Source organism: Uliginosibacterium paludis (genome assembly GCF_039631355.1).
GTDB classification, from domain to species: domain Bacteria; phylum Pseudomonadota; class Gammaproteobacteria; order Burkholderiales; family Rhodocyclaceae; genus Uliginosibacterium; species Uliginosibacterium paludis.
This window is the reverse complement of record NZ_JBDIVF010000003.1, coordinates 310,072-332,837: the sequence shown is the minus strand read 5'-3', so window position 1 is coordinate 332,837 and position 22,766 is coordinate 310,072. Positions and strand designations below refer to the sequence as shown.

Here is a 22,766-nt window from a genome sequence, read left to right as displayed (position 1 = left end):
CGCACTATGAACTCCTGTCGTACCCGCATCTGCGTTGCCGCACTCCTTGCACTGTCTTCAATCGTATTGCCCGCTGCATCACACGCCCAGACAGCGCTATCCGATGCTCAGACGCTCCTCGCCCAGGGCCAGCGCACACAGGCGCTGGAGAAAGTCGAACGTGCGATTGCCGCCAATCCCAAAGACCGGCAGGCCCGATTTCTGAAGGGGGTCATCCTGGCTGAGCTCAACAAGCTCGACGATGCCGCCGCGGTTTTTCTCAAGCTGACCGAAGAAGCACCCGAACTCCCCGAGCCCTACAACAATCTGGCGGTGATCTACGCCCAGCAGCAGCAGTTCGACAAGGCCAAGGCGGCGCTCGAGATGGCGATTCGTACCCATCCGTCCTATGCCGTTGCGCATGAGAACCTTGGCGACCTTTACGCCCGCATGGCCCGTCAGGCTTATGACCGTGCCCTGCAGATCGACTCGAAGAACACCAACGCGCAAGCCAAGCTGAATCTCTTGCGCGAGCTCAACACCGCTGCGGCCCGCCCGGCCGCGGTCAAGCCGGTTACCGTCGCTACGACCGCACCGGTCAGTTCGCAAGGCAGCGTCGAAGTCCGCCCCGTCACCGCCACACAAGCACCGGCAGCCTCTAGCAGCAGTGTTGCCTCAAGCAGTGCCGCGGCGGCTCGGAGCAGCAGTAGTCCCGCAGTGGTGGCAGCGGCCAGTGCGGCAAGCGCCTCCTCGGCCGAATCCTCCCGCGGCAAACCGGCCAAGGAGCCGGCTGCCCCCGATGGCCGCAAGGCCGTCGTGACGGCAGTCAATGCCTGGGCGGACGCCTGGTCGGCGAAAAACGTGAAAGCCTATCTCGGCTTCTACGCCAGGGACTTCGCCGTACCCGGCAAGAAAGGACGCTCTGCCTGGGAAAAGGAACGGACCGAACGCATCGAGAAACCCGGAGCTATCAAGGTCTCGCTCTCCGAGATCGATGTGCGGGTCAATGGTGACAAGGCCACCGTGCGTTTCAAGCAGAACTATCAATCCGCCGGCTTCAACTCTGCCAGCGGCAAGACACTTGAACTCGCCCTGCAGAACGGACGCTGGCTCATCACGCAGGAACGGATCGGACGTTGAAACGCACACTCGGACGACTGCTCCAGAACACGCTGCTTTGCGCCACGGCGGCGGCTGCACTGACGATTCCCGGCCGTGCCTGGGCACCTACCGGACTGTTTGCCGGCGTGTCAGATGGCGGACCCGACGCCACCATTGCCCTGATTCTGCGTGACATCGACCAGAACAGACTTGATGTGGCGCTCGCGCGCACGGAAAACCTGATCAGCCTGCATCCGAACTTCAGATTGGCCCACCTGATCCGCGGTGACCTGCTGCTTGCACGCGTTCAGCCGATCAGCACCTTCGGCAACGCAGGTGCAGCGGACAGCGCCAAGCTCAAGGATCTGCGAGACGAAGCGATCGCGCGCCTGCACGGCTACCGCAACAAGCCGACCAACGAACGTGTGCCGCGCTATCTGCTTCAGATGCGGGACGATCAGAACTACGCGATTGTCGTCGACACCCGCCAATCCAGGCTTTATCTGTACCGGAACGAAAAAGGCCGCCCCGTATTCGTGGCTGACTGGTATGTCAGCCAGGGCAAGGCGGGTGCCGAGAAGGAGCGCGAAGGCGACAACAAGACCCCCGTCGGCGTGTACCGCGTCACCAGCGTCATGGCGCCCGAAAAGCTGACGGACTTTTACGGCAAGCGTGCCTTTCCGATCAATTATCCGAACGAGTGGGACCGCATGAATGGCCGTAATGGTCACGGCATCTGGCTGCATGGCGTCCCCAGCGACACTTACGCCAGACCGCCGCTGGCCTCGGAAGGCTGCGTCGTTCTGGCGAACCAGGATCTGGACGCACTGTCGGGCTATCTGCAGATCGGCGTGACCCCGGTCATCATCAGCAACGGGATCGAATGGCTGTCCCTTGATGACTGGCAAAATGAGCGCGCCTCGCTGAACAAGACCATCGAGGATTGGCGGAAGGACTGGGAGAGCCGTGATACGGCGCGCTATCTTGGTCACTATTCCTCCCGTTTCCGCTCAGGCAAGCTGGATCTTGCGGCTTGGTCCAGACAGAAGGAGAACGTGACCTCCGGCAAGAGCTGGATCAAGGTCGGCTTGCGCAAGCTCAGCGTGTTGCGAAATCCGGGCAAGAACGAAGAAGTGGTCATGGTCACCTTCGAGCAGGACTACAGCAGCAACAACCTCAGCAACGTCGTCCAGAAACGCCAGTACTGGGTCAAGGAAAACGGGCACTGGAAAATCATTTACGAAGGAAACGCATGAAATACCTGAGCCTTGATTCCGGACGCCGTCTGTTCCTGGCGCTCGCGGCCAGCCTGGCCGCCCTGTCAGCACTGCCCGTGAGCGCACAGGACACGGCCCCGCAGGTGCGTGTCACGACCAGCCTTGGCGCCTTCACGCTCGAGCTTGATCCGCTCAAGGCGCCTGAAACCGTCGCCAACTTTCTTCGCTATGTCGATGACAAGCACTACGATGGCACCATCTTCCACCGTGTCATCAAGGACTTCATGATCCAGGGCGGCGGCATGCTGCCCGACATGAGCGAGAAGCCGACGCGCGCACCGATCCGCAACGAAGCCCGGAACGGGCTGAAGAACTTACGCGGAAGCGTAGCCATGGCCCGCACCGGCGCCCCTCACTCGGCCACCTCGCAGTTCTTCGTCAATACGGTCGACAATAGCTTTCTCGATGCGCCAGGCCAGGACGGCTGGGGCTATGCCGTGTTCGGCAGGGTCGTGGCCGGCATGGACGTCGTCGACAAGATCCGTAACGTAAGCACCCGATCGGCCGGCATGTATCAGGACGTACCGGCCACGCCCGTCGTCATCCAGAGCATGCGGCGCGCAAACGAAGCCAGATAGGCATTCCAACCAGGACACGAATCTGTCCCCCTTTTTACGGAGTCAATCCCATGGTCAAGCTGCACACCAGCCACGGCGTCATCACCCTCGAACTGGATGCCGAAAAGGCGCCTGAATCAGTCAGGAATTTCCTGGCCTATGTTGAAGCCGGTCATTTCGATGGCACCATCTTCCACCGTGTCATCAAGGACTTCATGATCCAGGGCGGCGGCATGCTGCCCGACATGAGCCAGAAGCCCACCCAGGCCCCGATCAAGAATGAAGCCAACAACGGTCTGAAGAACGTGCGCGGCAGCATCGCGATGGCCCGTACCTCCGATCCGCATTCGGCCACGGCTCAGTTCTTCATCAACACGGTCGACAATGACTTCCTCAATTTCCGCAGCGAATCGGTGCAGGGTTGGGGTTACGCCGTGTTCGGGAAGGTTGTTGAGGGCATGGAGGTGGTCGACGCCATCCGTGCCGTCAAGACTGGCCGCAGCGGCTATCACTCCGATGTGCCGCTGGAGGCCGTCGTGATCACCAAGGCTGAAGTGGCCTGAGCCATTTCCCTGCCTGATCAGGAACGCCGGCGCAAAGCCGGCGTTTTTTCATCACCGGGAGCACGCTTGATCCTTTTCATCTCCGACCTTCATCTCCAGGCAAGCGCCCCGGAAAGCGCGGCAGCGTTCATGCGTTTTCTGGATGGACCGGCTCGCCAGGCAGAGGCTTTGTGGATCCTGGGCGACCTCTTCGAGTTCTGGATCGGTGACGATGACCTGGGCGACCCTTTTCACGCCGCCATCGCTGATGCGCTATCGCAACTGAGTGCCAGCGGTGTGAGACTCAAAATCATGGTCGGCAATCGCGACTTCCTGCTCGGTCAGGGTTTTGCCCGGGCGTCTGGCGGCGAGCTGGTTGCCGAGCCGGCCGTTCTTCGCCAGGGCAACAAAACCTTTGTTCTCGTCCACGGTGATGCCGAGTGCACCGACGACCATGCCTACCAGCGCTATCGTCGCCGCATCCGCTCCCGCTTTTCAGTCGCCCTGCTGCGCAGCCTGCCGTTGAGCTGGCGCCGGCGTCTGGCTCAGCGCATCCGCCAAGGCAGCGAGTTTCGCAAGCAACGCGAGCCGTCAGCCTACGGCGACCTGTCACCCACTGCAGTGAGTGAACTGCTTGGCCGCCACGACGCCCGTTACCTGATCCACGGTCACACCCATCGTTCGGCACGTCATTGTTTTACGCTTCCCGACACCCGGATGGCGGAGCGCTGGGTACTGCCCGACTGGCATGAGCGTGCGCGCTGGCTGGAACTGGGGCCGGAAGGGCTCACCTTCCGCGAAGAGCAGGCATAAAAAACCCCGGAGTTCATCCGGGGTGATCGAGTGGCGATACTTTCGTCGTTCAATGATTCGAACCGGCCATCATGTTCAGATCTGCCTGGTCGGCGTCGTCGTCTGCAGCCTTGGCCAGCGCACCGCGCTCATCCTCAACGCTGTCCAGATAGGCCGTCGTCACATCACCGGTGACGTAGACACCGTCAAAACACGAGCACTCGAACTGGACGATGTCAGGATTGAGGTCTCCCACCGCCTTGCGCAGATCTTCAAGATCCTGATAGATCAAAGCATCGGCACCGATCTCGGACGCAACCTGCTCCGCATCCCGGTAAGCCGCAATCAGTTCGTTGCGGCTGGGCATGTCAATGCCATAGACGTTCGCATGACGCACAGGAGGCGCGGCAGACGCCATGAAAACCTTGGTCGCACCAGCCTCGCGGGCCATGCTGATGATTTCACGACTGGTGGTGCCACGAACGATCGAATCATCCACCAGCAGCACGTTCTTGCCGGCAAACTCCTGGTGCATGGCGTTGAGTTTCTGGCGGACGGATTTCTTGCGGACGCCCTGCCCCGGCATGATGAAGGTGCGGCCGATATAGCGGTTCTTTACGAAACCTTCGCGATAGGAAACTCCCAGTCGGCTGGCCAGTTCCATTGCCGAGGAACGACTCGAATCCGGAATCGGAATCACCACATCGATTTTCAGATGCGAATACTCGCGCTGGATCTTTTCGGCCAGATAGACGCCCATCTTGACCCGGCTGTCGTAGACCGAAATGCCATCGATGATCGAGTCAGGACGAGCAAGGTAGACGTACTCGAACATGCACGGCGCGAAGGGACGCGGCTCGGCACACAGGCGCATCGACAGCTTTCCGCTCTTGTCGATCAGCACAGCTTCGCCTGGCGCGATATCGCGAACCGTCTTGAACCCCAGCACATCCAGCGCCACGGATTCGGACGCCACCATGTATTCGGTGCCGTCACGCGTTTCGTTCTTGCCCAGAATCAAGGGGCGGATGCCGTTCGGATCACGGAAGGCCAGCAAACCGTAGCCCGCAATCATTACCACTGCCGCATAAGCGCCCTTGGCACGCTTGTGGGTTCCCGCCACGGCCTTGAAGATCGTGTCCTCATCAAGCCGGAAAGCGCCGTTGGAAGCCACCTGCAACTCATGCGCCAGCACATTGAGCAGCACTTCCGAGTCGGAATTGGTGTTCATGTGGCGCAGGTCGCCCAGATACATTTCCCGCTTGAGTTCTTCGGAGTTGGTCAGATTGCCGTTGTGGGCAAGCATCAATCCAAAGGGGGAGTTCACATAGAAGGGCTGGGCTTCTGCGGCATTGAAGGCCGAGCCTGCGGTCGGATAACGGCAGTGGCCGATCCCCCAGTTGCCTTCAAGGTTGCGCATGTTGCGCGTGCGGAATACCTCGCTGACAAGCCCTGACCCCTTGTGCATGTGGAAACGACCGGCCTCGGCCGTCGCGATGCCTGCCGCATCCTGACCACGATGCTGCAGCACCAGCAGACCATCATAAAGCAACTGGTTTACCGGTGTTTTGGCCATTACGCCGATGATTCCGCACATACATCCTCGCCTGTTATCAATACCTGAGCCGCTCAGCCAACTCTCCGGGGAGCCATGGCTTGGCGGCAATCACTGCCGTAACAAGTGGCGGCGCGAAAATGGATTCGCGCCACCACTGCTTCTTTGGCAACTCGGTCAATCCAGCTCCGGCCACGAACAGAAGCGCCAGAACCAGACCTCGCAAGACACCGAACCCTGCGCCGGCCAGCCTGTCAAAAAGGCTCAGTCCGGAGATGCTCAGCAGGCTGCGCAACAAGAAACGCAGCAAAGCCAGCAACAACAAAACACCGATAAAAATCGCAGCGAAGGCGACAGGCCAACGCGCCCACTCCGCCTTGACGGCAGTCCCGAGCAAAGGCACGCACACCGGAGCGAGTTTCCAAGCGAGAGCAAGGGCGACAACCCAACCCAGCAAGGTGAAAATCTCGCTGACGAGTCCTCGCCAGAGCCCCAGCAAAATGCTGGCGCAAAGCACCGCCAGGAAGACCTGGTCAAAAATGCTCACTTCGCTGTCACGAAGCCGTTCAGACCCGCCTTCTTCAGTTTATCAATCAACTTTTCCGCTGCTGCACGATCGTCGAGCGCAGCACTGATCACACGGGTCTTGTCACCGGCCTTTTCGGTGCGCAAGCTCACGCCGGCAGCTGCAGCCCGCGCCACGGTCTCGCGCGCATTGGCCTCATCCTTGTAGATACCGACCTGTACATGGACCTTTCCGACCGAGGCCCGTGAAGACGATGCGGAAGCCGCGCCGGAACGCCCCTCAAGAATCTCGCGCGCCCGCTGCGCCTCGTCGACATGACGCGAAGACGCGGCACGCGAACTGGCTTGACGTGACGAGGCGCTTTTCGAAGCGGCGGACGACGCCACAACCGCTGAAGGAGGAGGTACAACGGGTCTGGCAGAACTTTCCGGATCGGGTACGGGCTCATCGGGCGGCACTTCGACCGGCACGGGAAGCTGCTGGCTCGCTGCACTGTCTGCCGGCATGCCTGGCGCCTCGGGCGCGGGGGCGTTCCCCTTGATCAGGTTGGCCGCAGTGTTGCCGCCCTCCTGGCTCGGGATACGGATCGACAACTCGTTACTGCCTGAACGAGGTTCGCTGTCCATCACCATGGGAAGCACGATGGCAGCAATCAGCGCGAGGGCAATTGCGCCAACCAAGCGACGGCGAGCGCGCTTCTTGAGGTCGGTCTGAACATCATTCTCAGGCATTTGACTCACCGCCGGGCAGCGTTCGCACGCATGGCGCCCGCAACTGTCAGGAAGGATCCGAAGGCGACGATTCTATCACCGTCCCCTGCCCGGCTTCGCGCCGATGCGAACGCGAGCTCGGGCGTTTCAAAGTGCTCGAAAGTTGCGCTGGAACCAGCGTCGCGAAGCGCCTTCTCCAGCACATCCGGAGATGCCGCACGCGGCCCGGGCAGCTGGCACAGCAGCCAGTGATCAACACGGGGCGCAAGATAAACGAGGGAGCCAGCGATATCCTTGTCGGCCAGCATCCCGCACACCGCCCAGGTTTCCGGAAAGAAACCCATGTTCATCAGATTCTCGGCGAGCACTGCAGCGGCCTGCGGATTATGTGCCACGTCAAGCACCACCGCGGGCTTGCCGGGCAGGATCTGGAAACGCGCGGGCAGTTCGACTGTCATCAAGCCTTGACGTACGGCCTGCATCGGCACCGGGAGCACCTCGGCCAGACACTCCAGCGCGGCCAGTACCGTCGAGGCGTTCAGCAACTGATTGGCGCCTCGCAACGCGGGGTAAGCCAGGCTGTTGCGACGACTGTCCTTGCCTACGAAACTCCATTGGTTCTTGTCACCGGTGAAGCCGTAGTCACGCCCCTGGATGCGCAAGTCCGCACCGATCCGCATCGCATGCGCAACAAGGCTAGACGGAGGTTCAGGATCGCCGCAGACCGCGGGCTTCCCGGAACGAAAGATGCCAGCCTTCTCGAATCCGATGGCCTCCCGGGTGTCCCCCAGATAGTCCATGTGATCCATGGCAACACCTGTCACGATGCTGCAATCGGGCTCGATGGCATTGACCGCGTCAAGTCGCCCGCCCAGACCGACCTCAAGGATCGCCACATCCAGATTGCTGCCGGAAAAAAGCTGCCACGCAGCCAGCGTCGCATATTCGAAATAGGTGAGCGGAACCTCGCCTCGCGCGGCTTCCACGGCTGCAAACGCCCCGCAGAGCGCATCATCACTGGCCTCGGTCAGATTGATGCGGACCCGCTCGTTGTAACGCAGCAGATGCGGCGAGGTATAGAGACCGACACGGTAGCCCGCTGCATGAAGGATGGCCTCCAGCATGGCACAGGTAGAACCCTTGCCATTGGTCCCGCCAACGGTGATGACCCGCATCGGGCTGCCCAGGCCCAACGCAGACAACACACGCCCAACCCGATCAAGCCCGAGATCGATCGGTCGGCTGTGCTGCGCTTCGATGTAAGTCAGCCAGGCTTCAAGTGTTGCCGGTACCGCAAGCATCAATCAGGCAACCGCTGGCTGACGTGACAACAGCGTCAGGACCTGGGCGATACGGTCGCGCAACTCGCGACGATCGACAACCATGTCAATGGCTCCTTTTTCAAGCAGGAACTCCGAACGCTGGAAACCTTCGGGTAGCTTCTCCCGGACGGTCTGCTCGATGACCCGCGGCCCGGCAAAGCCGATCAGGGCATTGGGCTCGGCCATCACCACATCACCCATGAAGGCAAAACTGGCGGACACGCCGCCCATGGTCGGATCGGTCAAGACCGTGACAAAGGGCAGCTTGCGCTCCGCGAGGCGCGTGATGGCAGCGGTCGTCTTGGCCATCTGCATCAGCGAGAAAAGACCTTCCTGCATCCGCGCGCCACCTGTTGCGGTGAAACAGATAAAGGGAACGCCCTGCTCCAAGGCGGCCGTCACCCCACGCACAAAGCGCTCGCCCACAACCGAGCCCATGGAGCCGCCCTGGAAATCAAACTCGAAAACCGCTACCACGGCCGGAACAGTCTTGATCGCGCCCTGCATGACGACCATCGCATCGGCTTCGCCGGTTTCCTCATTGGCTGCGGCGAGGCGGTCAACGTATTTCTTGCTGTCCCTGAACTTCAGCGGGTCGACGGGAAGCACCTCGGCGCCAATTTCGAAGCGGCCTTCGGCATCCAGCAACAGGTCCAGCCGCTGCCGGGCACGGATCCGACGATGATGTCCGCACTTCGGACAGACGAACTGACTGGCTTCAAGGTCCGAGCGATAGAGAACGGCCTCGCAGGACTCACATTTGATCCAGAGTCCTTCGGGAATGGATTTTCGCGCAGGTTGATCACGCTTGATCTTGGGCGGAAGAAGTTTGGTCAGCCAGCTCATTTCAATACCTCATGAATCATTTGTTCGCAGACGTCGCTGCGTCCATGGCGCGCCGGATGCCGGACACGAAGCTCGTCAGTCGATTACCCAGCCCGGCCTCACCGGACTCGACCTCCTGAACGATCCGGGAGCCGATCACGACCGCATCTGCAACGCCCGCCACCGCACTCGCCGATGCTTCATCGCGAATACCGAAGCCGACACCGATGGGCAAGTGGATGAACTGTCGCAACTCTTCAAGCTTGGCGGCCACGCTGGCGACATCAAGGTTGGCCGCGCCCGTCACACCCTTGAGCGAGACGTAATACACATAGCCATCTGCCAGCGCGGCGACCGCACGGGCTCTTGAAGGCGGCGTGGTCGGAGCGAGCAGGAAGATCGGCGCAATCCCGGCACGCTTGAGAACTTCTACCCGTCCGGCAGCCTCTTCCGGCGGCAGATCAACAGTGAGCAGACCATCCACCCCGGCAGCGGATGCGATTTCCGAGAACGTCTCATAACCCATCGCTTCAACCGGATTGGCGTAGCCCATCAGCACAACGGGCGTCTGCTCGTTTGTCTTGCGGAACTCAGCCACCATAGAGATCACTTGACGCAGACTGGTGCCGTGCGCCAGCGCCCGCTCAGCAGCCCGCTGGATGACAGGGCCGTCCGCAGACGGGTCGGTAAACGGCACACCCAGCTCGAGAATATCGGCGCCGCCGGCAACAAGCGCATGCATCAGGCTGACGGTGGCGCCTGGTGCCGGATCACCGGCGGTAATGTAGGGAATCAGGGCTTTTCGGCCCTCGGCCTTGAGCCGGGTAAATGTTTTCTGGATGCGGGACATTTGAATTGCCTGACTGCGCTTACAGCAGGATGCCGTCGAGACGGGCGATGGTCGGAATATCCTTGTCGCCACGACCTGAGAGATTGATCACGATGACCTGATCGCGAGACATCGTCGGGGCGAGTTTCTTGGCGTGCGCCAGCGCGTGGCTCGACTCCAGGGCAGGAATGATGCCCTCGTACCGGCACAGGTCGTGGAAAGCAGCAAGCGCCTCATCATCGTTTGCAGCGACATACTCCGCCCGCCGGATTTCGTTCAGGTGGCAGTGCTCGGGCCCGACGCCGGGGTAGTCCAGACCCGCCGAAATCGAATGGGTATCCACGATCTGGCCGTTTTCATCCTGCATCAGATTCACGCGCTCGCCATGCAGCACGCCCGGACGAGCGTTGGTGGTCAGCGGCGCGGCATGCTTGCCGGTTTCGATCCCGAGACCTCCCGCCTCAACGCCGATCAGCCGAACGCCCGGCACATCGATGTAGGGATAGAAGATGCCGATGGCATTCGATCCACCGCCAACACAGGCTATGACGGCGTCGGGCTGACGACCGATCTGCTCCGCACACTGGACTTTGCACTCTTCACCGATCACGGCCTGGAAATCACGCACGAGCATCGGATAAGGATGGGGTCCGGCACAGGTGCCGATGATGTAGTAAGTGGAGTCGACATTCGTGACCCAGTCACGCATCGCTTCGTTCATGGCGTCCTTGAGTGTTCTGGAGCCGCTCGTCACCGGCACTACCGTTGCGCCGAGCAGCTTCATCCGGAACACGTTCGGAGCCTGCCGGGCAACGTCCTCCGCGCCCATGTAGACCACGCACTCCAGACCATATCGCGCAGCGACGGTGGCGGATGCCACTCCGTGCTGTCCTGCGCCAGTCTCCGCAATGACCCGCTTCTTGCCCATGCGGCGAGCCAGCAGCGCCTGACCAATGGTGTTATTCACCTTGTGCGCGCCGGTATGGTTCAGGTCTTCCCGCTTCAGGAAAATCTGCGCGCCACCAAGCTCATCCGACCAGCGACGGGCGTGATAAAGAGGGCTCGGACGTCCGACGTAGTGTTTGAGCTCGAAACGATACTCAGCCATGAACTCCGGGTCATTGATGGCTTTTTCATACTCGGTGCGGAGCTCGTCCAATGCAGGAATGAGCGTCTCGGCCACATAAACGCCGCCAAACTGACCGAAATGACCGGTTGCGTCAGGAAAAACGTAAGAACTGTTATCGCCCATCTGCTTCACGTACTCCAGCAATAAACGCTTTGATCAAGGCAGCATCCTTGATACCCCTGGCTGACTCCACTCCGCTGCTGACATCTACCCCCCAAGGGCGGACGCGGCGCACAGCTTCACAGACATTTGAAGGGTCAAGACCACCTGCAAGAATGACGGGGCGGGAAAAATCCCGCGGCAGCAAAGACCAGTCAAAGACCTCGCCGCCACCACCAAATCCTTCCACCCAGGCATCGGTCAACAAACCTGAGGCCCCCGGATAGCGGGCCGCGTAGTCTACCAGATCGAAGCCCGCCCTGACCCTGGCCGCCTTCAACCAGGGTCTGCCGAAAGCTTCGCAGAACCCGGCATCCTCATCACCATGAAACTGCAGCATGCCAAGCGGCACCTCGTCGATCACCCGTCGAACACCTTCAACGGACTCATTCACGAACAGGCCGACGGTCGTTACGAAAGGCGGCACCATCGCCACCAGCTCGCGTGCCTGATCGATGTCAATGGCGCGAGGGCTCGGCGCATAGAACACGAAGCCGAGCGCATCAGCGCCTGCGCTTACCGCGTCATGAACGTCCTGCGGTCGTGTCAGGCCACATATCTTGATCCGGGTACGCATCTCAGAATCCTGAAGGCATGAAAGCGGGCGCAATGATACGGCCGCCATCCGGGAGCTGCCAGCTATCGGGGTAATCCACGCCCGCGAGATAGAGTCCATCCGGCGCAAAGGTGGGTGGCGCGTATCGGCGATCGCGCTGCGCCAGCAACTCTGCCATCCATTCCGGTGAGCAACTCCCCTTCCCCACATGAACCAGGGCACCCACCAGATTCCTGATCATGTGATGAAGAAAGGCGTTGGCCTCAAACTCGAATACAAACCACTCTCCGATGGCGCTTACTTCGGCTCTCATCAGACTCCGGACCGGAGAATGAGCCTGACACTGCGCCGCCCGGAAAGACGAAAAATCATGCGTACCCCGCACATGGGCTACGCCAGCCTGCATGGCGGCGAGATCAAGTGGCGCATGAAACCAGCCAACCCGCCCGTTCAGGAGCACATTCCTCACCGGGCGGTTGTGCAAGACATAGCGATAGGTGCGCGCGCGGGCAGAGAAGCGCGCATGAAAATCATCCCCTACTTCGCGCGCCCAGGTCACGGCAACGCCATCGGGCAAATGAGCATTCACGCCCCGAACCCAGGCGGTAAGCGGACGTTTTGCTTCGGTATCGAAATGCGCAACCTGTACCGCGGCATGCACGCCGGTATCCGTTCGCCCTGCGCACTGGATGTGCAAGGGAGCTCCAGCAATGGTCACTACCGCTGCTGTCAGGCAATCCTGCACTGTCCTGCCGTGAGGCTGAGTCTGCCACCCCTCGAAACCCGCACCGCAATATTCGACCCCCAACACTATCCTAGCCAAAACCATCCCCAGACAAACACCAAGCACGCAGCAAGCATCAGACAATAATCAAGAGTATCCGGATCAGCTTGCGCGAGCCGAAGCGCTGCAATTTCATGTTCTTCCGGAAGGCCTTGAAGAACAGTGCGCCAGTTCAAATCCCCTTGCTCTGTATAACCCAGAACGAGACTCAAACGAACGGCAAAACGATCCGCCGACATGCCAACACCGCGCAAGGGACCAAAAATCACTACAAGACTGCTGATCCAGTCAGTAGTCGAGAGTCTCGACAACATGATCGACACGACGGAGACGACACCCAGCAACCGGGCGGCCTGCCAGAAAAACAGAATCAGTCCTTCGGCAGACGGACTCGTATCGCCCATCGCGGGAACAAGCAGGCGACCCGGTGTATCCCAGAGATAAAGGACAAGCAGCGCAAGAAATATGAAGCGCATGCGGCGCAAGATTTTCCACAGTCGCCCGCTGGCTGCGCAGAAAGCGGAGAACAGGCTTCCTGCTGCAATAAAGCATAAAGCCCGCCCTTCCAGCTGCTGTAAGAGCAGGATCCAAAAAAAACCGGCCGTCACAAGGACGGCCGGATGTATCGACTTGCTCATCAAACGCCCTAGATGAAATCCATGGCGTCAGGAGAGACGAGCGAGGAGCGCACGTGCATGCTCCTTCTGCGAATCGCCGCCGTCGGAGATAACCTCTTCGAGCAGCTCACGCGCACCTTCCATGTCGCCCATTTCTTCATAGGCCTTGGCAAGCTCAAGCTTGGTAGCAACTTCCTCATTCACATCGATGCTGTCCTGGATCGGCTCAAGAACAACCGACGAAGCAAGCGAAGTAGCCGTATGGCTGGCAGGAGAAGCGTCCGACTGCGAGAGTTTTACGCCGGAGAGATCCAGCGTCGGCTTGGTATTCGTTTCCTCGCCAAGCTCGAAGTCGAAGTCAAGCAGGCTGCTTTCGAAATTGGTTTTTTCCAGATCAACCTCTGCAAAATCATCATGCCCTGAAGCAGACTCAATCCCCAGGTCGGCGTCAGCCTTGGCGGACGACTCCGCCACCTCAGGCAACGGCTGAACCGTAGCGGGCCCCTCATCAAAACCGATATCGAACTCAAGCGGTGCGGAATCCTCACCGAAGGACGGATGCGTTGCGGTCGCCTCATCCATTTGAAGCTCGTCCGACTCACGCATTTCGACTTCTGTCGGCGCGTCAACATTCGCCGGCGTTTCAAGATCGAGATCGAAATCCAGATTCAGAGATTCAGGCACCGGTTGAGGAGTCGGAGTGCGCTCCGGCTCGGCAACAACGGGCAACTCGCCTTCGGCAAACTGATTGATCTCACCCGGCATCGTCCAGGTGGACTTCACCTGCGAAACATTGCTGGTTCCGAAACTTACGACCGGGGCTGCCTGAGGCACCGGAGCAGCAACCTGAGGCGCCTCGGCTACCGAAGCACCCATGCGATAAAGCGGATTCTCCGGATCCAGGCGAAGGCCGATCGCCGAAGCCTTGGCCCAGTCATCGCCTGCACCCGCGGTCTGGCTATACAGGTCCGTCGCCACGTTCTCAAAGGACTTGATCTCATGCCGCTGAGCATAGATTTCCAGCAGCTTCACGTAGACGGCGGTGCGTGCGGGATCATTCTTCAGCGCATCCAGCAGGATTTCTTCGGCCTGCGCATCCCGACCATAGGCCATGTAAACATCTGCCTCGGCTACGGGATCAACTCCTTCATCAGCATCGATCGCCGACATGCCGGACTGACTGAAGTCGGTATGGAGCAGGCTCGTGCCCCCCGTATCAACGGTCTGTCCGCCGGCGCTCCCAAAAACCGAGTTGGGGCTCATCGTCGAAGATTCGGTCATCTGCGTATTGCCCGTCCCCTCGGCAGCGCGTTTGCGGCGCTGCTTGACGATGACATAACCCAACGCTCCGACAACGCCCAAGGCGCCCAGCAATGCCCACAAATGCATGCCGAGGAAGCCCTCTTCTTCAGGTTCGGGCGGAAGCGGCTGCGGTGCGACCGGCTTCGGGCGAGCCTCCAGTACAGGAGACGCTTCCGCAACAGGGGTCGCGACCACCGGAGCAGAATCTTCAGCGACCGGCTCAATGGGCACGGAAGCAATACTGCTGGTCGCCTGCTGCTCCACGACCGGAGCAGAACTGGCCTGGCTTGATGCCGCCGCACTCGAGGCCTGTTGAGCTGCAGCCTGACGCTGCGCATCGGCAAGCCCCTGATTCTTCAGCTCAACAAGCTTCTGGAGCTCACGGATGTTGTTTTCCAGATCCGAGACACGGGAATTCGCCTCCTTGAGCGCCTTGTCACGTGAAGCAAGCTCGTCCTGCAAGGACTGGATGCGAGCCTTCGCATTGGCATCCCCCTGGGCAGCAGCAGGCTTCGCCTGTTCGCTGGCCGTGACCGTCACCTTGTCACGTGCCACGCCAGAAGCAGCTTTTTCCTCAACCTTCGAGGCGATTTTTCCGGAGTTGCCCTGGCCGGCAGCCGATTCACGCGCCGGCGCCGCCGCTGCGGCACCTGCTACCGACTGGCGATAGGACTCGAAGCTGGAAGCCTTGAGCACGACCTGACGAGCTTCCTTGCGCGGAATGGCTGTCGCCTCTTCTGCAGACGGAACCTTCAGGATCCTGCCAGCCCGCAGTCGATTGATGTTTCCACCAGCGAAAGCCTCGGTATTGGCCCTGTAAAAAGCCGCAAGCATCTGCTCCTGACTGACTTCATCCGGCTTGAACTCATGAACGATGCTATTGAGCGTGTCGCCCTTGGCAACCGTATATTGACCATCGGCACTCTGTGCAGGAGCCGGGCGTGCAGCAGAGGACTTGCGGGACGTTGATGCAGGAGCCTCGGCCTTGGCCGATGCAGAAGCCGGCGCAGGCCGCGGTGCCACGGGAGCAATGGCCTGGCTTTCCATGCGGGACGCCTGCGGTGCGGCAACAGCCGGAGCAGCAGGCCTGCTTGTCACTTCTGCCGGATCAAGCAGGAAGGTAAATTCACGCAACAGGCGACCACCCGCCCAGTTCAGATCCACCAGCAGATCAACATAGGGCTCATTGAAGGGACGAGCACTCTGAATCCGCAAAACCGAGTTGCCGGCACGTTTCTCGACGGATAGTCTTACATCACCGTAAGCACCGAGATAATCGATGTTGGCTCGCTTGAAAGCTTCGGCCGACGCAAGCTTGGCGACCATTGTTTCGAGCTCTTCGGGCGTCGCGGTGATTTCCACCTCGGCACGGAGCGGCTGACCAAGGGAGCTCATCACGTTCAAGCGTCCCAAACCAGCGGCACCAGCGCTGCCCCAGAAGGCAAACATTATCGCGGCAGCTAGTGTCTTGCGAAGCATCGGAGTTTTCATGTCTAGTATGCGCGGTGCATTAATCCAAGCACCGTCTCTTAGAGTTAGAGAGCGAGATCAAAATAACATCAACAGTTTAGAGCCGCAAGCTAAGGCAAAACATCAGTACCTGTATTACAACATGGGCAGAAAGCGCCTCGGGCGGGGCATTTCAAGCAATCGAAATCACCCGGATCTTCTCGCTTGCAGATGGCACCCTTGCGCTGCAAATGATTTTGGCGGCCATCCCGCTGGAATGACCGCCAAAACATGGCTTAACAATCAAGCCCTTACAAAACATAAAAATGAGCCTATTCAGGCTACACGACTGAATCAGGACTCAAGCAGGATCCTCAACATGCGGCGCAGTGGCTCGGCCGCGCCCCAAAGCAACTGATCACCTACAGTGAACGCGGCAAGGTATTCGCCGCCCATCGCCATCTTGTGAAGGCGACCAACGGGCACATGCAGATGGCCGGTTACTGCATTGGGCGCCAGTTCGCGCTCGCTGCGCTCGCGCTCATTCGGGATCACGCGCACCCAGTCATTGGCGCCGGCGAGAATTTCGTGGATCTCGTCCAGCGGCACGTCCTGACGCAGCTTGATGGTCAGCGCCTGGCTGTGACAACGCATCGCGCCGATCCGTACACAGAGGCCATCAATGGGCACCGAGCCTGCCGTGCGGAAAGCCGGCTTGCCGAGGATCTTGTTGCACTCGGCGCCGCCCTTCCACTCTTCCTTGCTCTGACCATGCTCGTAGGGTACGTCGATCCACGGAATCAGACTGCCGGCCAGCGGCACGCCACGGAAGTTCTGCACCGGCATCTCGCTCGAGCGCATGGTTTCGGCCACCTTGCGGTCGATCTCAAGGATGGCGGAAGCCGGATCGGCCAGCAGATCGGCAACGGAAGCGTGGATCTTGCCCATCTGCGCAATCAGCTCGCGCATGTTCTGCGCACCGGCACCGGACGCAGCCTGATAGGTCATCGAGGTCGCCCACTCGACCATGTCGTTCTGGAACAGACCGCCCAGCGCCATCAGCATCAGGCTGACCGTGCAGTTGCCACCGACATAGTTCTTGACGCCCTTGGCGAGGCCGTTCTGGATCACGTTCTTGTTGACAGGATCAAGGATGATGATCGCATCGTCCTTCATGCGCAGGCTCGAAGCCGCGTCGATCCAGTAGCCCTTCCAGCCAGCCGCGCGCAGTTGGGGAAAGACTTCGTTGGTGTAGTCACCGCCCTGACAGGTGATGATCACGTCCATCTGCGCCAGATCAGCGATGGACTTGGCATCCTTCAAGGGCGCGCCGCCGCTCTCGGCCGGGCCGGCCCCGCCCGCGTTCGAGGTGGTGAAGAACACCGGTTCGATCAGGGCGAAATCATTTTCCTCGCGCATGCGTTGCATGAGCACCGAGCCGACCATACCGCGCCAGCCGACAATACCAACTCTCTTCATCGTGATTACCTTTTGCCTGAACCGCCTCCGCTCGCTTTAGCCTGTCTCCGCCGCCGCGGAGACATCAAGCGGCGTGACAGGGCTAAACCGTGGTGGTTTTTTTGGTCGTGGTGGTGACGGTCGTGGCAACAGACACGCGAGTGGAGGCCTCTGCAGCGCAGAAAGCTTCCAGCCCGAATGTATTCAGTGTCCGTTGCATCACGTTTTCGCCAAGTCAATTGCAGGGCCGCCCCAAGATTGACTTGCGCCACCTCGGGGGGCGGCTAAATTCCCAAGAATTTAGCCGGGGGCCAAAACTCAGAGCGCTGCGATCACCGCGTCGCCCATTTCGCGCGTACCAACGCGCTTGGTGCCTTCTTCCCAGATGTCGCCAGTGCGCAGGCCAGCGGCCAGCACCTTCTTGACGGCATTTTCGATGCGGACAGCTGCCGCTTCGTTGTTGCCACTGTAACGCAGCATCATCGCGGCGGACAAGATGGTCGCGAGCGGATTGGCCACGCCCTTGCCGGCAATGTCCGGTGCGGAACCGTGACAGGGCTCGTACATGCCCTTGTTGTTCTGGTCCAGCGAGGCAGACGGCAGCATGCCGATGGAGCCGGTCAGCATCGAGGCTTCGTCAGACAGGATGTCGCCAAACATGTTGCCGGTGACGACCACGTCGAACTGCTTCGGCGCGCGCACGAGCTGCATCGCGGCGTTGTCGACCAGCATGTGGCTCAGCTCGACATCCGGGTAGTCCTTGGCGACTTCGATCATCACGTCGCGCCACAGCTGGGTGGTTTCCAGCACGTTCATCTTGTCGACCGAGCACAGCTTCTTGTTGCGCTTTTGGGCGGACTTGAAGGCAACGTGGCCGATGCGGCGGATTTCGTCTTCGTTGTAGATCATGGTGTTGCGGCCGACGCGCTTGCCGTCTTCCACCGCGATACCACGCGGCTCGCCGAAGTAGATGTCACCGGTCAGCTCACGCACGATCAGGATGTCCAGACCCGACACGATTTCCGGCTTCAGCGAGGAAGCATTGGCCAGCTCAGGGTAGAGCACGGCCGGGCGCAGGTTGGCGAACAGGTTCAGATCCTTGCGGATACCCAGCAGGCCACGCTCCGGACGCTGCGGACGCGGCAGCACGTCCCACTTCGGGCCGCCCACGGCGCCGAGCAGCACGGCGTCGGCTTCACGCGCCAGCTTCTGGGTAGCTTCCGGGTAAGGCGAGCCGGTGGAATCCACCGCGCAACCGCCCAGCTCGGCGTATTCCATTTCCATCTTGAGGCCGTCGCTCTTGAGCGCATCCAGCACGCGCACGGCTTCAGCAATGATCTCGACACCAATGCCGTCACCCGGCAGAACACAGATCTTCATTTCTTTTCCTTTGCATGAACAAAGGCCGGCTTGCGCCGGCACTCTGCATTTCAATATGGGTTGATCAGGCGAACAGCCAAGGCTGAGCAGCTTTGTGCTTGGTCTCGAAGGCCTTGATCTCATCAGCGTGCTGCAAGGTCAGGCCGATGTCATCGAGGCCGTTGAGCAGGCAGTGCTTGCGGTGCTCGGTGATCTCGAACTTGAAGGAGAAGCCGCCCGGCGTAGTCACGGTCTGCGATTCCAGATCCACGTCCAGCTTGTAGCCTTCAGTCGCTTCGCATTCCTTGAACAGGCGGTCGACGATTTCAGCGGAAGCCACGATCGGCAGGATCGCGTTCTTGTAGCTGTTGCTGAAGAAGATGTCGGCGAATGACGGTGCAATCATCACGCGGAAGCCGTAGTCCTCGATGGCCCAGGGCGCGTGTTCGCGCGAGGAGCCGCAGCCGAAGTTGTCGCGCGCCAGCAGCACTTGCGCGCCCTGGTAACGCGGCTGGTTCAGCACGAAGTCCGGGTTCTTCGGACGGTTCGTGCAGTCCATGCCGGGCTCACCGTAGTTGGTGTAGCGCCACTCGTCGAACAGGTAGGGGCCGAAGCCGCTGCGCTTGATCGACTTCAGGAACTGCTTCGGGATGATCGCGTCGGTATCGACGTTGGCGCGATCCAGCGGGCACACGAGGCCATTGAGACGGGTAAATGCTTTCATCTGTTTCTCCTCTTAGGCCTGACGGATGTCGACGAAGTGACCGGCGATCGCGGCGGCGGCGGCCATAGCCGGGCTCACCAGATGGGTGCGACCACCGGGGCCCTGGCGACCTTCGAAGTTGCGGTTGGAGGTCGAAGCGCAACGCTCGCCCGGGCTCAGACGGTCGGCATTCATCGCCAGACACATCGAGCAACCCGGCTCACGCCATTCGAAACCGGCTTCGATGAAGATTTTGTCGAGGCCTTCAGCTTCAGCCTGGCGCTTCACGATGCCGGAGCCCGGCACCACCATCGCCAGCTTCACGTTGCCAGCCACCTTCTTGCCCTTGGCCACCGCGGCGGCGGCACGCATGTCTTCGATGCGGCTGTTGGTGCAGGAACCGATGAAGACCTTGTCGATCTGGATCTCGGTGATCGGCATGTCGGCGGTCAGGCCCATGTACTGCAGCGCGCGCTCGATGCCGGCACGCTTCACCGGATCAGCCTCGTTGGCCGGGTTCGGCACCTTGCCGCCCACCGCCAGCACCTGCTCCGGCGAAGTGCCCCAGGTCACCTGCGGCTCGATTTCTTCAGCCTTCATCTCGACCACGGCGTCAAACGAAGCGCCCTCTTCCGAGTGCAGCGTCTTCCAGTAAGCAACAGCCTTGTCCCAGTCAGCACCCTTCGGCGCATGCTCGCGGCCCTGCAGGTAATCGATGGTGGTCTGGTCCACACCGATGATGCCTGCACGCGCACCGGCTTCGATAGCGAGGTTGCAGACCGTCATGCGGCCTTCCATGGACAGGCCACGGATCGCCGAGCCGGCGAACTCGATGCAATAGCCCGTACCGCCGGCGGTGCCGATCTTGCCAATGATGGCGAGCGCGATGTCCTTGGCGGTCACGCCCGCGCCGAGCTGGCCTTCCACCTTCACCAGCATGGCCTTGGACTTCTTCTGCACCAGGGTTTGCGTGGCCAGCACGTGCTCGACTTCCGAGGTGCCGATGCCGTGAGCCAAGGCGCCAAAAGCGCCGTGGGTCGCGGTGTGGCTGTCGCCGCACACCACCGTCATGCCCGGCAGGGTCGCGCCGTTTTCCGGGGCGATCACGTGGATGATGCCCTGGTTCTTGTGCTTGAACGGGAAGTAGATCAGCGAGCCGAATTCCTTGATGTTCGCGTCCAGCGTATCGACCTGGGTCTTCGAGATCGGGTCTTCGATATCGCGATCCCAGTTGTTGGTCGGTGTGTTGTGATCCGGCACGGCCACGATCGAGGTGTTGCGCCATGCCTTGCGGCCGGCCAGACGCAGGCCCTCGAAGGCTTGCGGGCTGGTCACTTCGTGCATCAGGTGACGGTCGATGTAGAGAAGACAGGTACCGTCTTCTTCCTGACGGACAACGTGGGAATCCCACAGCTTGTCGTAGAGAGTCTTGGCCATTCAATCACTCCTTGCCTGGGCGCCGAACAGGTGGCGCGGATCTGGGTCCGGGGCAAAAGCCCGGTTTGCGGAGCGGATACTATGCGTGATCCAATACCCGCACAATACAAGCATCAATACTAGTATCAGAACTAACAGGATCTGCAGGAGCACCGATACGCATGGATAGCCGTCGCAAGGAACTCGGGGAGTTCATCCAGGTGCTGCGCCACCGCAGCCAGCCAGCAGACTTCGGCTTTGCCAGCGGCAGCAGGCGCCGCACGGCAGGGCTGCGCCGCGAGGAAATGGCCCAGCTCATCGGAATCAGCCCGACCTGGTACACCTGGATCGAACAGGGACGCGAGGTGAATGTCTCGGCGGAAGTGCTGGACCGGCTCGCGCGCAGCCTCCGTCTGAACCGCTCTGAGCGCGCCTACGTATTCGAAATGGCAGATCGCCGTGACCCCCAGGCGAGCCAGCCCGAAGATGACGACGCCGCACCGATCTACAGCACCCTGCTTCCCGAAATCGGTGTTCCTGCCTATCTAATGGGGCGCTACTGGGACATCCTTGACTGGAATGCGGCAGCGGCCGATCTTTTCTCCGGCTGGCTGGACCAGCCCCACGACGCCAATGCGCCGCCTCCCAACATGCTGCGTTTTGTTTTCCTGCGGGCTGAAACGCGTGAATTTCTCGTCGACTGGGAAACGCGAGCCCGGCGCATCACGGCTGAATTTCGCGCAGACTGCCGAGCGCGCCTGGACGAGCCCGCCCTGCTCCGCCTCGTCAGCGAACTGTCGGCGGGCAGCACGGATTTCGCCCGCTTCTGGAAGCAGCATGACGTGCTTGAACGCCAAGGCGGAGAACGCCGTTTCCAGCATCCGAAGCGCGGGCTGATCACCTGCCAGCAAACCACACTCAGGCCAGTAGAGCAGGAGCACATCAAGCTCGTGATGCTGCGCCCCTTGAGCAAGCGCTGATCAGCGCTTCGCCTGTTGATACAGCGGCATCACTTTTTCGCCATAAAAACGCAGATCCTGCTCGCGATCAGCCGCAGCGGGGTGAGTCGATAACCACTTCGGTGGCGCGCCATCGCTCGCCTTGGCCATCTTCTGCCACAGCGTGACCGCGGCGCGGGGATCATAGCCGGCTCGTGCCGCCAGTTCGATGCCGATGCGGTCTGCCTCGGTTTCATGCTCGCGCGAGTTCGGCAACTGGAAGGTCACGTTGTAGACCGTACTGGCAAGATCTATTCCGTCCTGTCCGACGCCCAACGCAATCCCCACGATGGTCATGCCCAGCCCGGCTGCCGCCTGTCGCGAGGCACGCTCCCAGGCATGTTCGCGCAAAGCGTGCGCTATCTCGTGCCCCATGACCTGGGCCAGTTCATCGTCAGAGGCCTGAAGCTGCTCGATGAGACCGGTATAGACCGCTATCTTTCCACCCGGCATGCACCAGGCGTTGAGCTCCTTCGAGCTGATGACATTGATTTCCCACTGCCAGTTTCTGGCATCCGGCCGGAAAGCGCCTACCTGAGGGATGATGCGATGAGCGATCGCGCGAACCCGGCTGACGGCCTCGGGATCGCGGTTGAGAAGCTGCTTTTTCTCGGCATCCCCCAGCGTTTCCTTGTAGAGCACGGTCGCCTGCTTGTTCAGAGCGGCACGATTGACCAGCGGCGACACATATTGCTGCCGCTGAACACCCACTACGCCAGGCTGCGTGGTCTGTACGGTTTCACAGCCGGCGACAACCAGGGCGAGCGTCGCCAGGACGCCGGCCTGAACGATGGGCAAGCTGCGCGCAAATCTTTTCATGA

At 60.6% G+C, this 22,766-nt stretch carries 22 protein-coding genes; 6 read left to right on the top strand and 16 right to left on the bottom strand.

The annotated features are described in order from the left end of the window. Nucleotides 1–6: 6 nt before the first annotated feature. The 5 genes from ABDB87_RS10370 to ABDB87_RS10350 all read left to right on the top strand — a co-directional run bounded on the left by ABDB87_RS10370 (nt 7) and on the right by ABDB87_RS10350 (nt 4,269). The gene (locus ABDB87_RS10370; RefSeq protein ID WP_345926662.1) at nt 7–1,119 is read left to right on the top strand and encodes a nuclear transport factor 2 family protein; all 1,113 of its coding nucleotides are present in this window, start codon (nt 7–9) and stop codon (nt 1,117–1,119) included. After that, nucleotides 1,116–2,336: a L,D-transpeptidase family protein gene (locus ABDB87_RS10365; protein ID WP_345926660.1), complete on the top strand. Its 1,221-nt coding sequence runs from the start codon at nt 1,116–1,118 to the stop codon at nt 2,334–2,336. The genes ABDB87_RS10370 and ABDB87_RS10365 overlap by 4 nt, the downstream gene beginning before the upstream one ends. Further along, nucleotides 2,333–2,935, top strand: coding sequence for a peptidylprolyl isomerase (locus tag ABDB87_RS10360; RefSeq protein ID WP_345926658.1), 603 nt, complete (start codon nt 2,333–2,335; stop codon nt 2,933–2,935). Before ABDB87_RS10365 ends, ABDB87_RS10360 begins: the two co-directional genes overlap by 4 nt. A gap of 50 nt (nt 2,936–2,985) precedes the next feature. Beyond that, nucleotides 2,986–3,477, top strand: coding sequence for a peptidylprolyl isomerase (locus ABDB87_RS10355; protein ID WP_345926656.1), 492 nt, complete (start codon nt 2,986–2,988; stop codon nt 3,475–3,477). A gap of 66 nt (nt 3,478–3,543) precedes the next feature. After that, entirely contained in the window at nt 3,544–4,269 is a 726-nt protein-coding gene (locus ABDB87_RS10350) for a UDP-2,3-diacylglucosamine diphosphatase (RefSeq protein WP_345926654.1), read from the top strand. 49 nt (nt 4,270–4,318) lie between these two features. Here the strand turns inward: ABDB87_RS10350 and purF are convergent, their stop codons facing one another. From purF to leuC, 15 genes are all read right to left on the bottom strand, one after another. After that, entirely contained in the window at nt 4,319–5,845 is a 1,527-nt protein-coding gene (gene purF / locus ABDB87_RS10345; RefSeq protein WP_345926652.1) for an amidophosphoribosyltransferase, read from the bottom strand. 16 nt (nt 5,846–5,861) lie between these two features. Next, nucleotides 5,862–6,350 (bottom strand): CvpA family protein, encoded by a 489-nt coding sequence (locus tag ABDB87_RS10340; RefSeq protein ID WP_345926649.1) that lies wholly within the window; start codon nt 6,348–6,350, stop codon nt 5,862–5,864. Continuing rightward, nucleotides 6,347–7,060, bottom strand: coding sequence for an SPOR domain-containing protein (locus tag ABDB87_RS10335; protein WP_345926647.1), 714 nt, complete (start codon nt 7,058–7,060; stop codon nt 6,347–6,349). Before ABDB87_RS10335 ends, ABDB87_RS10340 begins: the two co-directional genes overlap by 4 nt. Before the next feature lie 5 nt (nt 7,061–7,065). Then, complete coding sequence (gene folC, locus ABDB87_RS10330; RefSeq protein ID WP_345926645.1) at nt 7,066–8,340, bottom strand: bifunctional tetrahydrofolate synthase/dihydrofolate synthase; 1,275 nt, start codon at nt 8,338–8,340, stop codon at nt 7,066–7,068. A 3-nt stretch (nt 8,341–8,343) separates the two neighbouring features. Beyond that, nucleotides 8,344–9,207 (bottom strand): acetyl-CoA carboxylase, carboxyltransferase subunit beta, encoded by an 864-nt coding sequence (gene accD / locus ABDB87_RS10325; protein WP_345926643.1) that lies wholly within the window; start codon nt 9,205–9,207, stop codon nt 8,344–8,346. Between the two features lie 16 nt (nt 9,208–9,223). Then, the gene (trpA, locus tag ABDB87_RS10320) at nt 9,224–10,036 is read right to left on the bottom strand and encodes a tryptophan synthase subunit alpha (RefSeq protein WP_345926641.1); all 813 of its coding nucleotides are present in this window, start codon (nt 10,034–10,036) and stop codon (nt 9,224–9,226) included. 19 nt (nt 10,037–10,055) lie between these two features. Then, nucleotides 10,056–11,267: a tryptophan synthase subunit beta gene (trpB, locus tag ABDB87_RS10315; protein WP_345927294.1), complete on the bottom strand. Its 1,212-nt coding sequence runs from the start codon at nt 11,265–11,267 to the stop codon at nt 10,056–10,058. After that, nucleotides 11,257–11,880, bottom strand: coding sequence for a phosphoribosylanthranilate isomerase (locus ABDB87_RS10310; RefSeq protein WP_345926639.1), 624 nt, complete (start codon nt 11,878–11,880; stop codon nt 11,257–11,259). Before ABDB87_RS10310 ends, trpB begins: the two co-directional genes overlap by 11 nt. Nucleotide 11,881: 1 nt before the next feature. Beyond that, entirely contained in the window at nt 11,882–12,682 is an 801-nt protein-coding gene (gene truA / locus ABDB87_RS10305; protein ID WP_345927292.1) for a tRNA pseudouridine(38-40) synthase TruA, read from the bottom strand. Then, nucleotides 12,670–13,281, bottom strand: coding sequence for an energy-coupling factor transporter transmembrane component T family protein (locus ABDB87_RS10300; protein WP_345926637.1), 612 nt, complete (start codon nt 13,279–13,281; stop codon nt 12,670–12,672). Before ABDB87_RS10300 ends, truA begins: the two co-directional genes overlap by 13 nt. A gap of 27 nt (nt 13,282–13,308) precedes the next feature. After that, nucleotides 13,309–16,041, bottom strand: coding sequence for a motility hub landmark protein FimV (locus ABDB87_RS10295; protein WP_345926635.1), 2,733 nt, complete (start codon nt 16,039–16,041; stop codon nt 13,309–13,311). Between the two features lie 324 nt (nt 16,042–16,365). Continuing rightward, the gene (gene asd / locus ABDB87_RS10290) at nt 16,366–17,490 is read right to left on the bottom strand and encodes an aspartate-semialdehyde dehydrogenase (RefSeq protein WP_345926632.1); all 1,125 of its coding nucleotides are present in this window, start codon (nt 17,488–17,490) and stop codon (nt 16,366–16,368) included. A gap of 297 nt (nt 17,491–17,787) precedes the next feature. Next, on the bottom strand, nt 17,788–18,849 hold the full coding sequence (gene leuB / locus ABDB87_RS10285) for a 3-isopropylmalate dehydrogenase (protein ID WP_345926630.1): 1,062 nt from the start codon (nt 18,847–18,849) through the stop codon (nt 17,788–17,790). 64 nt (nt 18,850–18,913) lie between these two features. After that, nucleotides 18,914–19,552, bottom strand: coding sequence for a 3-isopropylmalate dehydratase small subunit (gene leuD, locus ABDB87_RS10280; RefSeq protein ID WP_345926628.1), 639 nt, complete (start codon nt 19,550–19,552; stop codon nt 18,914–18,916). Between the two features lie 12 nt (nt 19,553–19,564). Beyond that, the gene (gene leuC, locus ABDB87_RS10275) at nt 19,565–20,968 is read right to left on the bottom strand and encodes a 3-isopropylmalate dehydratase large subunit (RefSeq protein WP_345926626.1); all 1,404 of its coding nucleotides are present in this window, start codon (nt 20,966–20,968) and stop codon (nt 19,565–19,567) included. Between the two features lie 161 nt (nt 20,969–21,129). On the opposite strand from leuC, the gene ABDB87_RS10270 reads away from it, so the two are divergent. After that, nucleotides 21,130–21,927, top strand: coding sequence for a helix-turn-helix transcriptional regulator (locus ABDB87_RS10270; protein WP_345926624.1), 798 nt, complete (start codon nt 21,130–21,132; stop codon nt 21,925–21,927). On the opposite strand, the gene ABDB87_RS10265 is transcribed toward ABDB87_RS10270, so the two are convergent. Next, on the bottom strand, nt 21,928–22,764 hold the full coding sequence (locus ABDB87_RS10265) for a M48 family metallopeptidase (RefSeq protein WP_345926622.1): 837 nt from the start codon (nt 22,762–22,764) through the stop codon (nt 21,928–21,930). Nucleotides 22,765–22,766: the final 2 nt, after the last annotated feature.

What these genes read in the sequence shown, in the direction of transcription:
- ABDB87_RS10370 (WP_345926662.1), top strand. Translation starts at nt 7, where the DNA reads ATGAACTCCTGTCGTACCCGCATCTGCGTTGCCGCACTCCTTGCACTG.
- ABDB87_RS10360 (WP_345926658.1), top strand. Translation starts at nt 2,333, where the DNA reads ATGAAATACCTGAGCCTTGATTCCGGACGCCGTCTGTTCCTGGCGCTC.
- ABDB87_RS10355 (WP_345926656.1), top strand. Translation starts at nt 2,986, where the DNA reads ATGGTCAAGCTGCACACCAGCCACGGCGTCATCACCCTCGAACTGGAT.
- purF (WP_345926652.1), bottom strand. Translation starts at nt 5,845, where the DNA reads ATGTGCGGAATCATCGGCGTAATGGCCAAAACACCGGTAAACCAGTTG.
- ABDB87_RS10335 (WP_345926647.1), bottom strand. Translation starts at nt 7,060, where the DNA reads ATGCCTGAGAATGATGTTCAGACCGACCTCAAGAAGCGCGCTCGCCGT.
- folC (WP_345926645.1), bottom strand. Translation starts at nt 8,340, where the DNA reads ATGCTTGCGGTACCGGCAACACTTGAAGCCTGGCTGACTTACATCGAA.
- accD (WP_345926643.1), bottom strand. Translation starts at nt 9,207, where the DNA reads ATGAGCTGGCTGACCAAACTTCTTCCGCCCAAGATCAAGCGTGATCAA.
- trpA (WP_345926641.1), bottom strand. Translation starts at nt 10,036, where the DNA reads ATGTCCCGCATCCAGAAAACATTTACCCGGCTCAAGGCCGAGGGCCGA.
- trpB (WP_345927294.1), bottom strand. Translation starts at nt 11,267, where the DNA reads ATGGGCGATAACAGTTCTTACGTTTTTCCTGACGCAACCGGTCATTTC.
- ABDB87_RS10310 (WP_345926639.1), bottom strand. Translation starts at nt 11,880, where the DNA reads ATGCGTACCCGGATCAAGATATGTGGCCTGACACGACCGCAGGACGTT.
- ABDB87_RS10300 (WP_345926637.1), bottom strand. Translation starts at nt 13,281, where the DNA reads ATGAGCAAGTCGATACATCCGGCCGTCCTTGTGACGGCCGGTTTTTTT.
- ABDB87_RS10295 (WP_345926635.1), bottom strand. Translation starts at nt 16,041, where the DNA reads ATGCTTCGCAAGACACTAGCTGCCGCGATAATGTTTGCCTTCTGGGGC.
- asd (WP_345926632.1), bottom strand. Translation starts at nt 17,490, where the DNA reads ATGAAGAGAGTTGGTATTGTCGGCTGGCGCGGTATGGTCGGCTCGGTG.
- leuB (WP_345926630.1), bottom strand. Translation starts at nt 18,849, where the DNA reads ATGAAGATCTGTGTTCTGCCGGGTGACGGCATTGGTGTCGAGATCATT.
- leuD (WP_345926628.1), bottom strand. Translation starts at nt 19,552, where the DNA reads ATGAAAGCATTTACCCGTCTCAATGGCCTCGTGTGCCCGCTGGATCGC.
- leuC (WP_345926626.1), bottom strand. Translation starts at nt 20,968, where the DNA reads ATGGCCAAGACTCTCTACGACAAGCTGTGGGATTCCCACGTTGTCCGT.
- ABDB87_RS10270 (WP_345926624.1), top strand. Translation starts at nt 21,130, where the DNA reads ATGGATAGCCGTCGCAAGGAACTCGGGGAGTTCATCCAGGTGCTGCGC.
- ABDB87_RS10265 (WP_345926622.1), bottom strand. Translation starts at nt 22,764, where the DNA reads ATGAAAAGATTTGCGCGCAGCTTGCCCATCGTTCAGGCCGGCGTCCTG.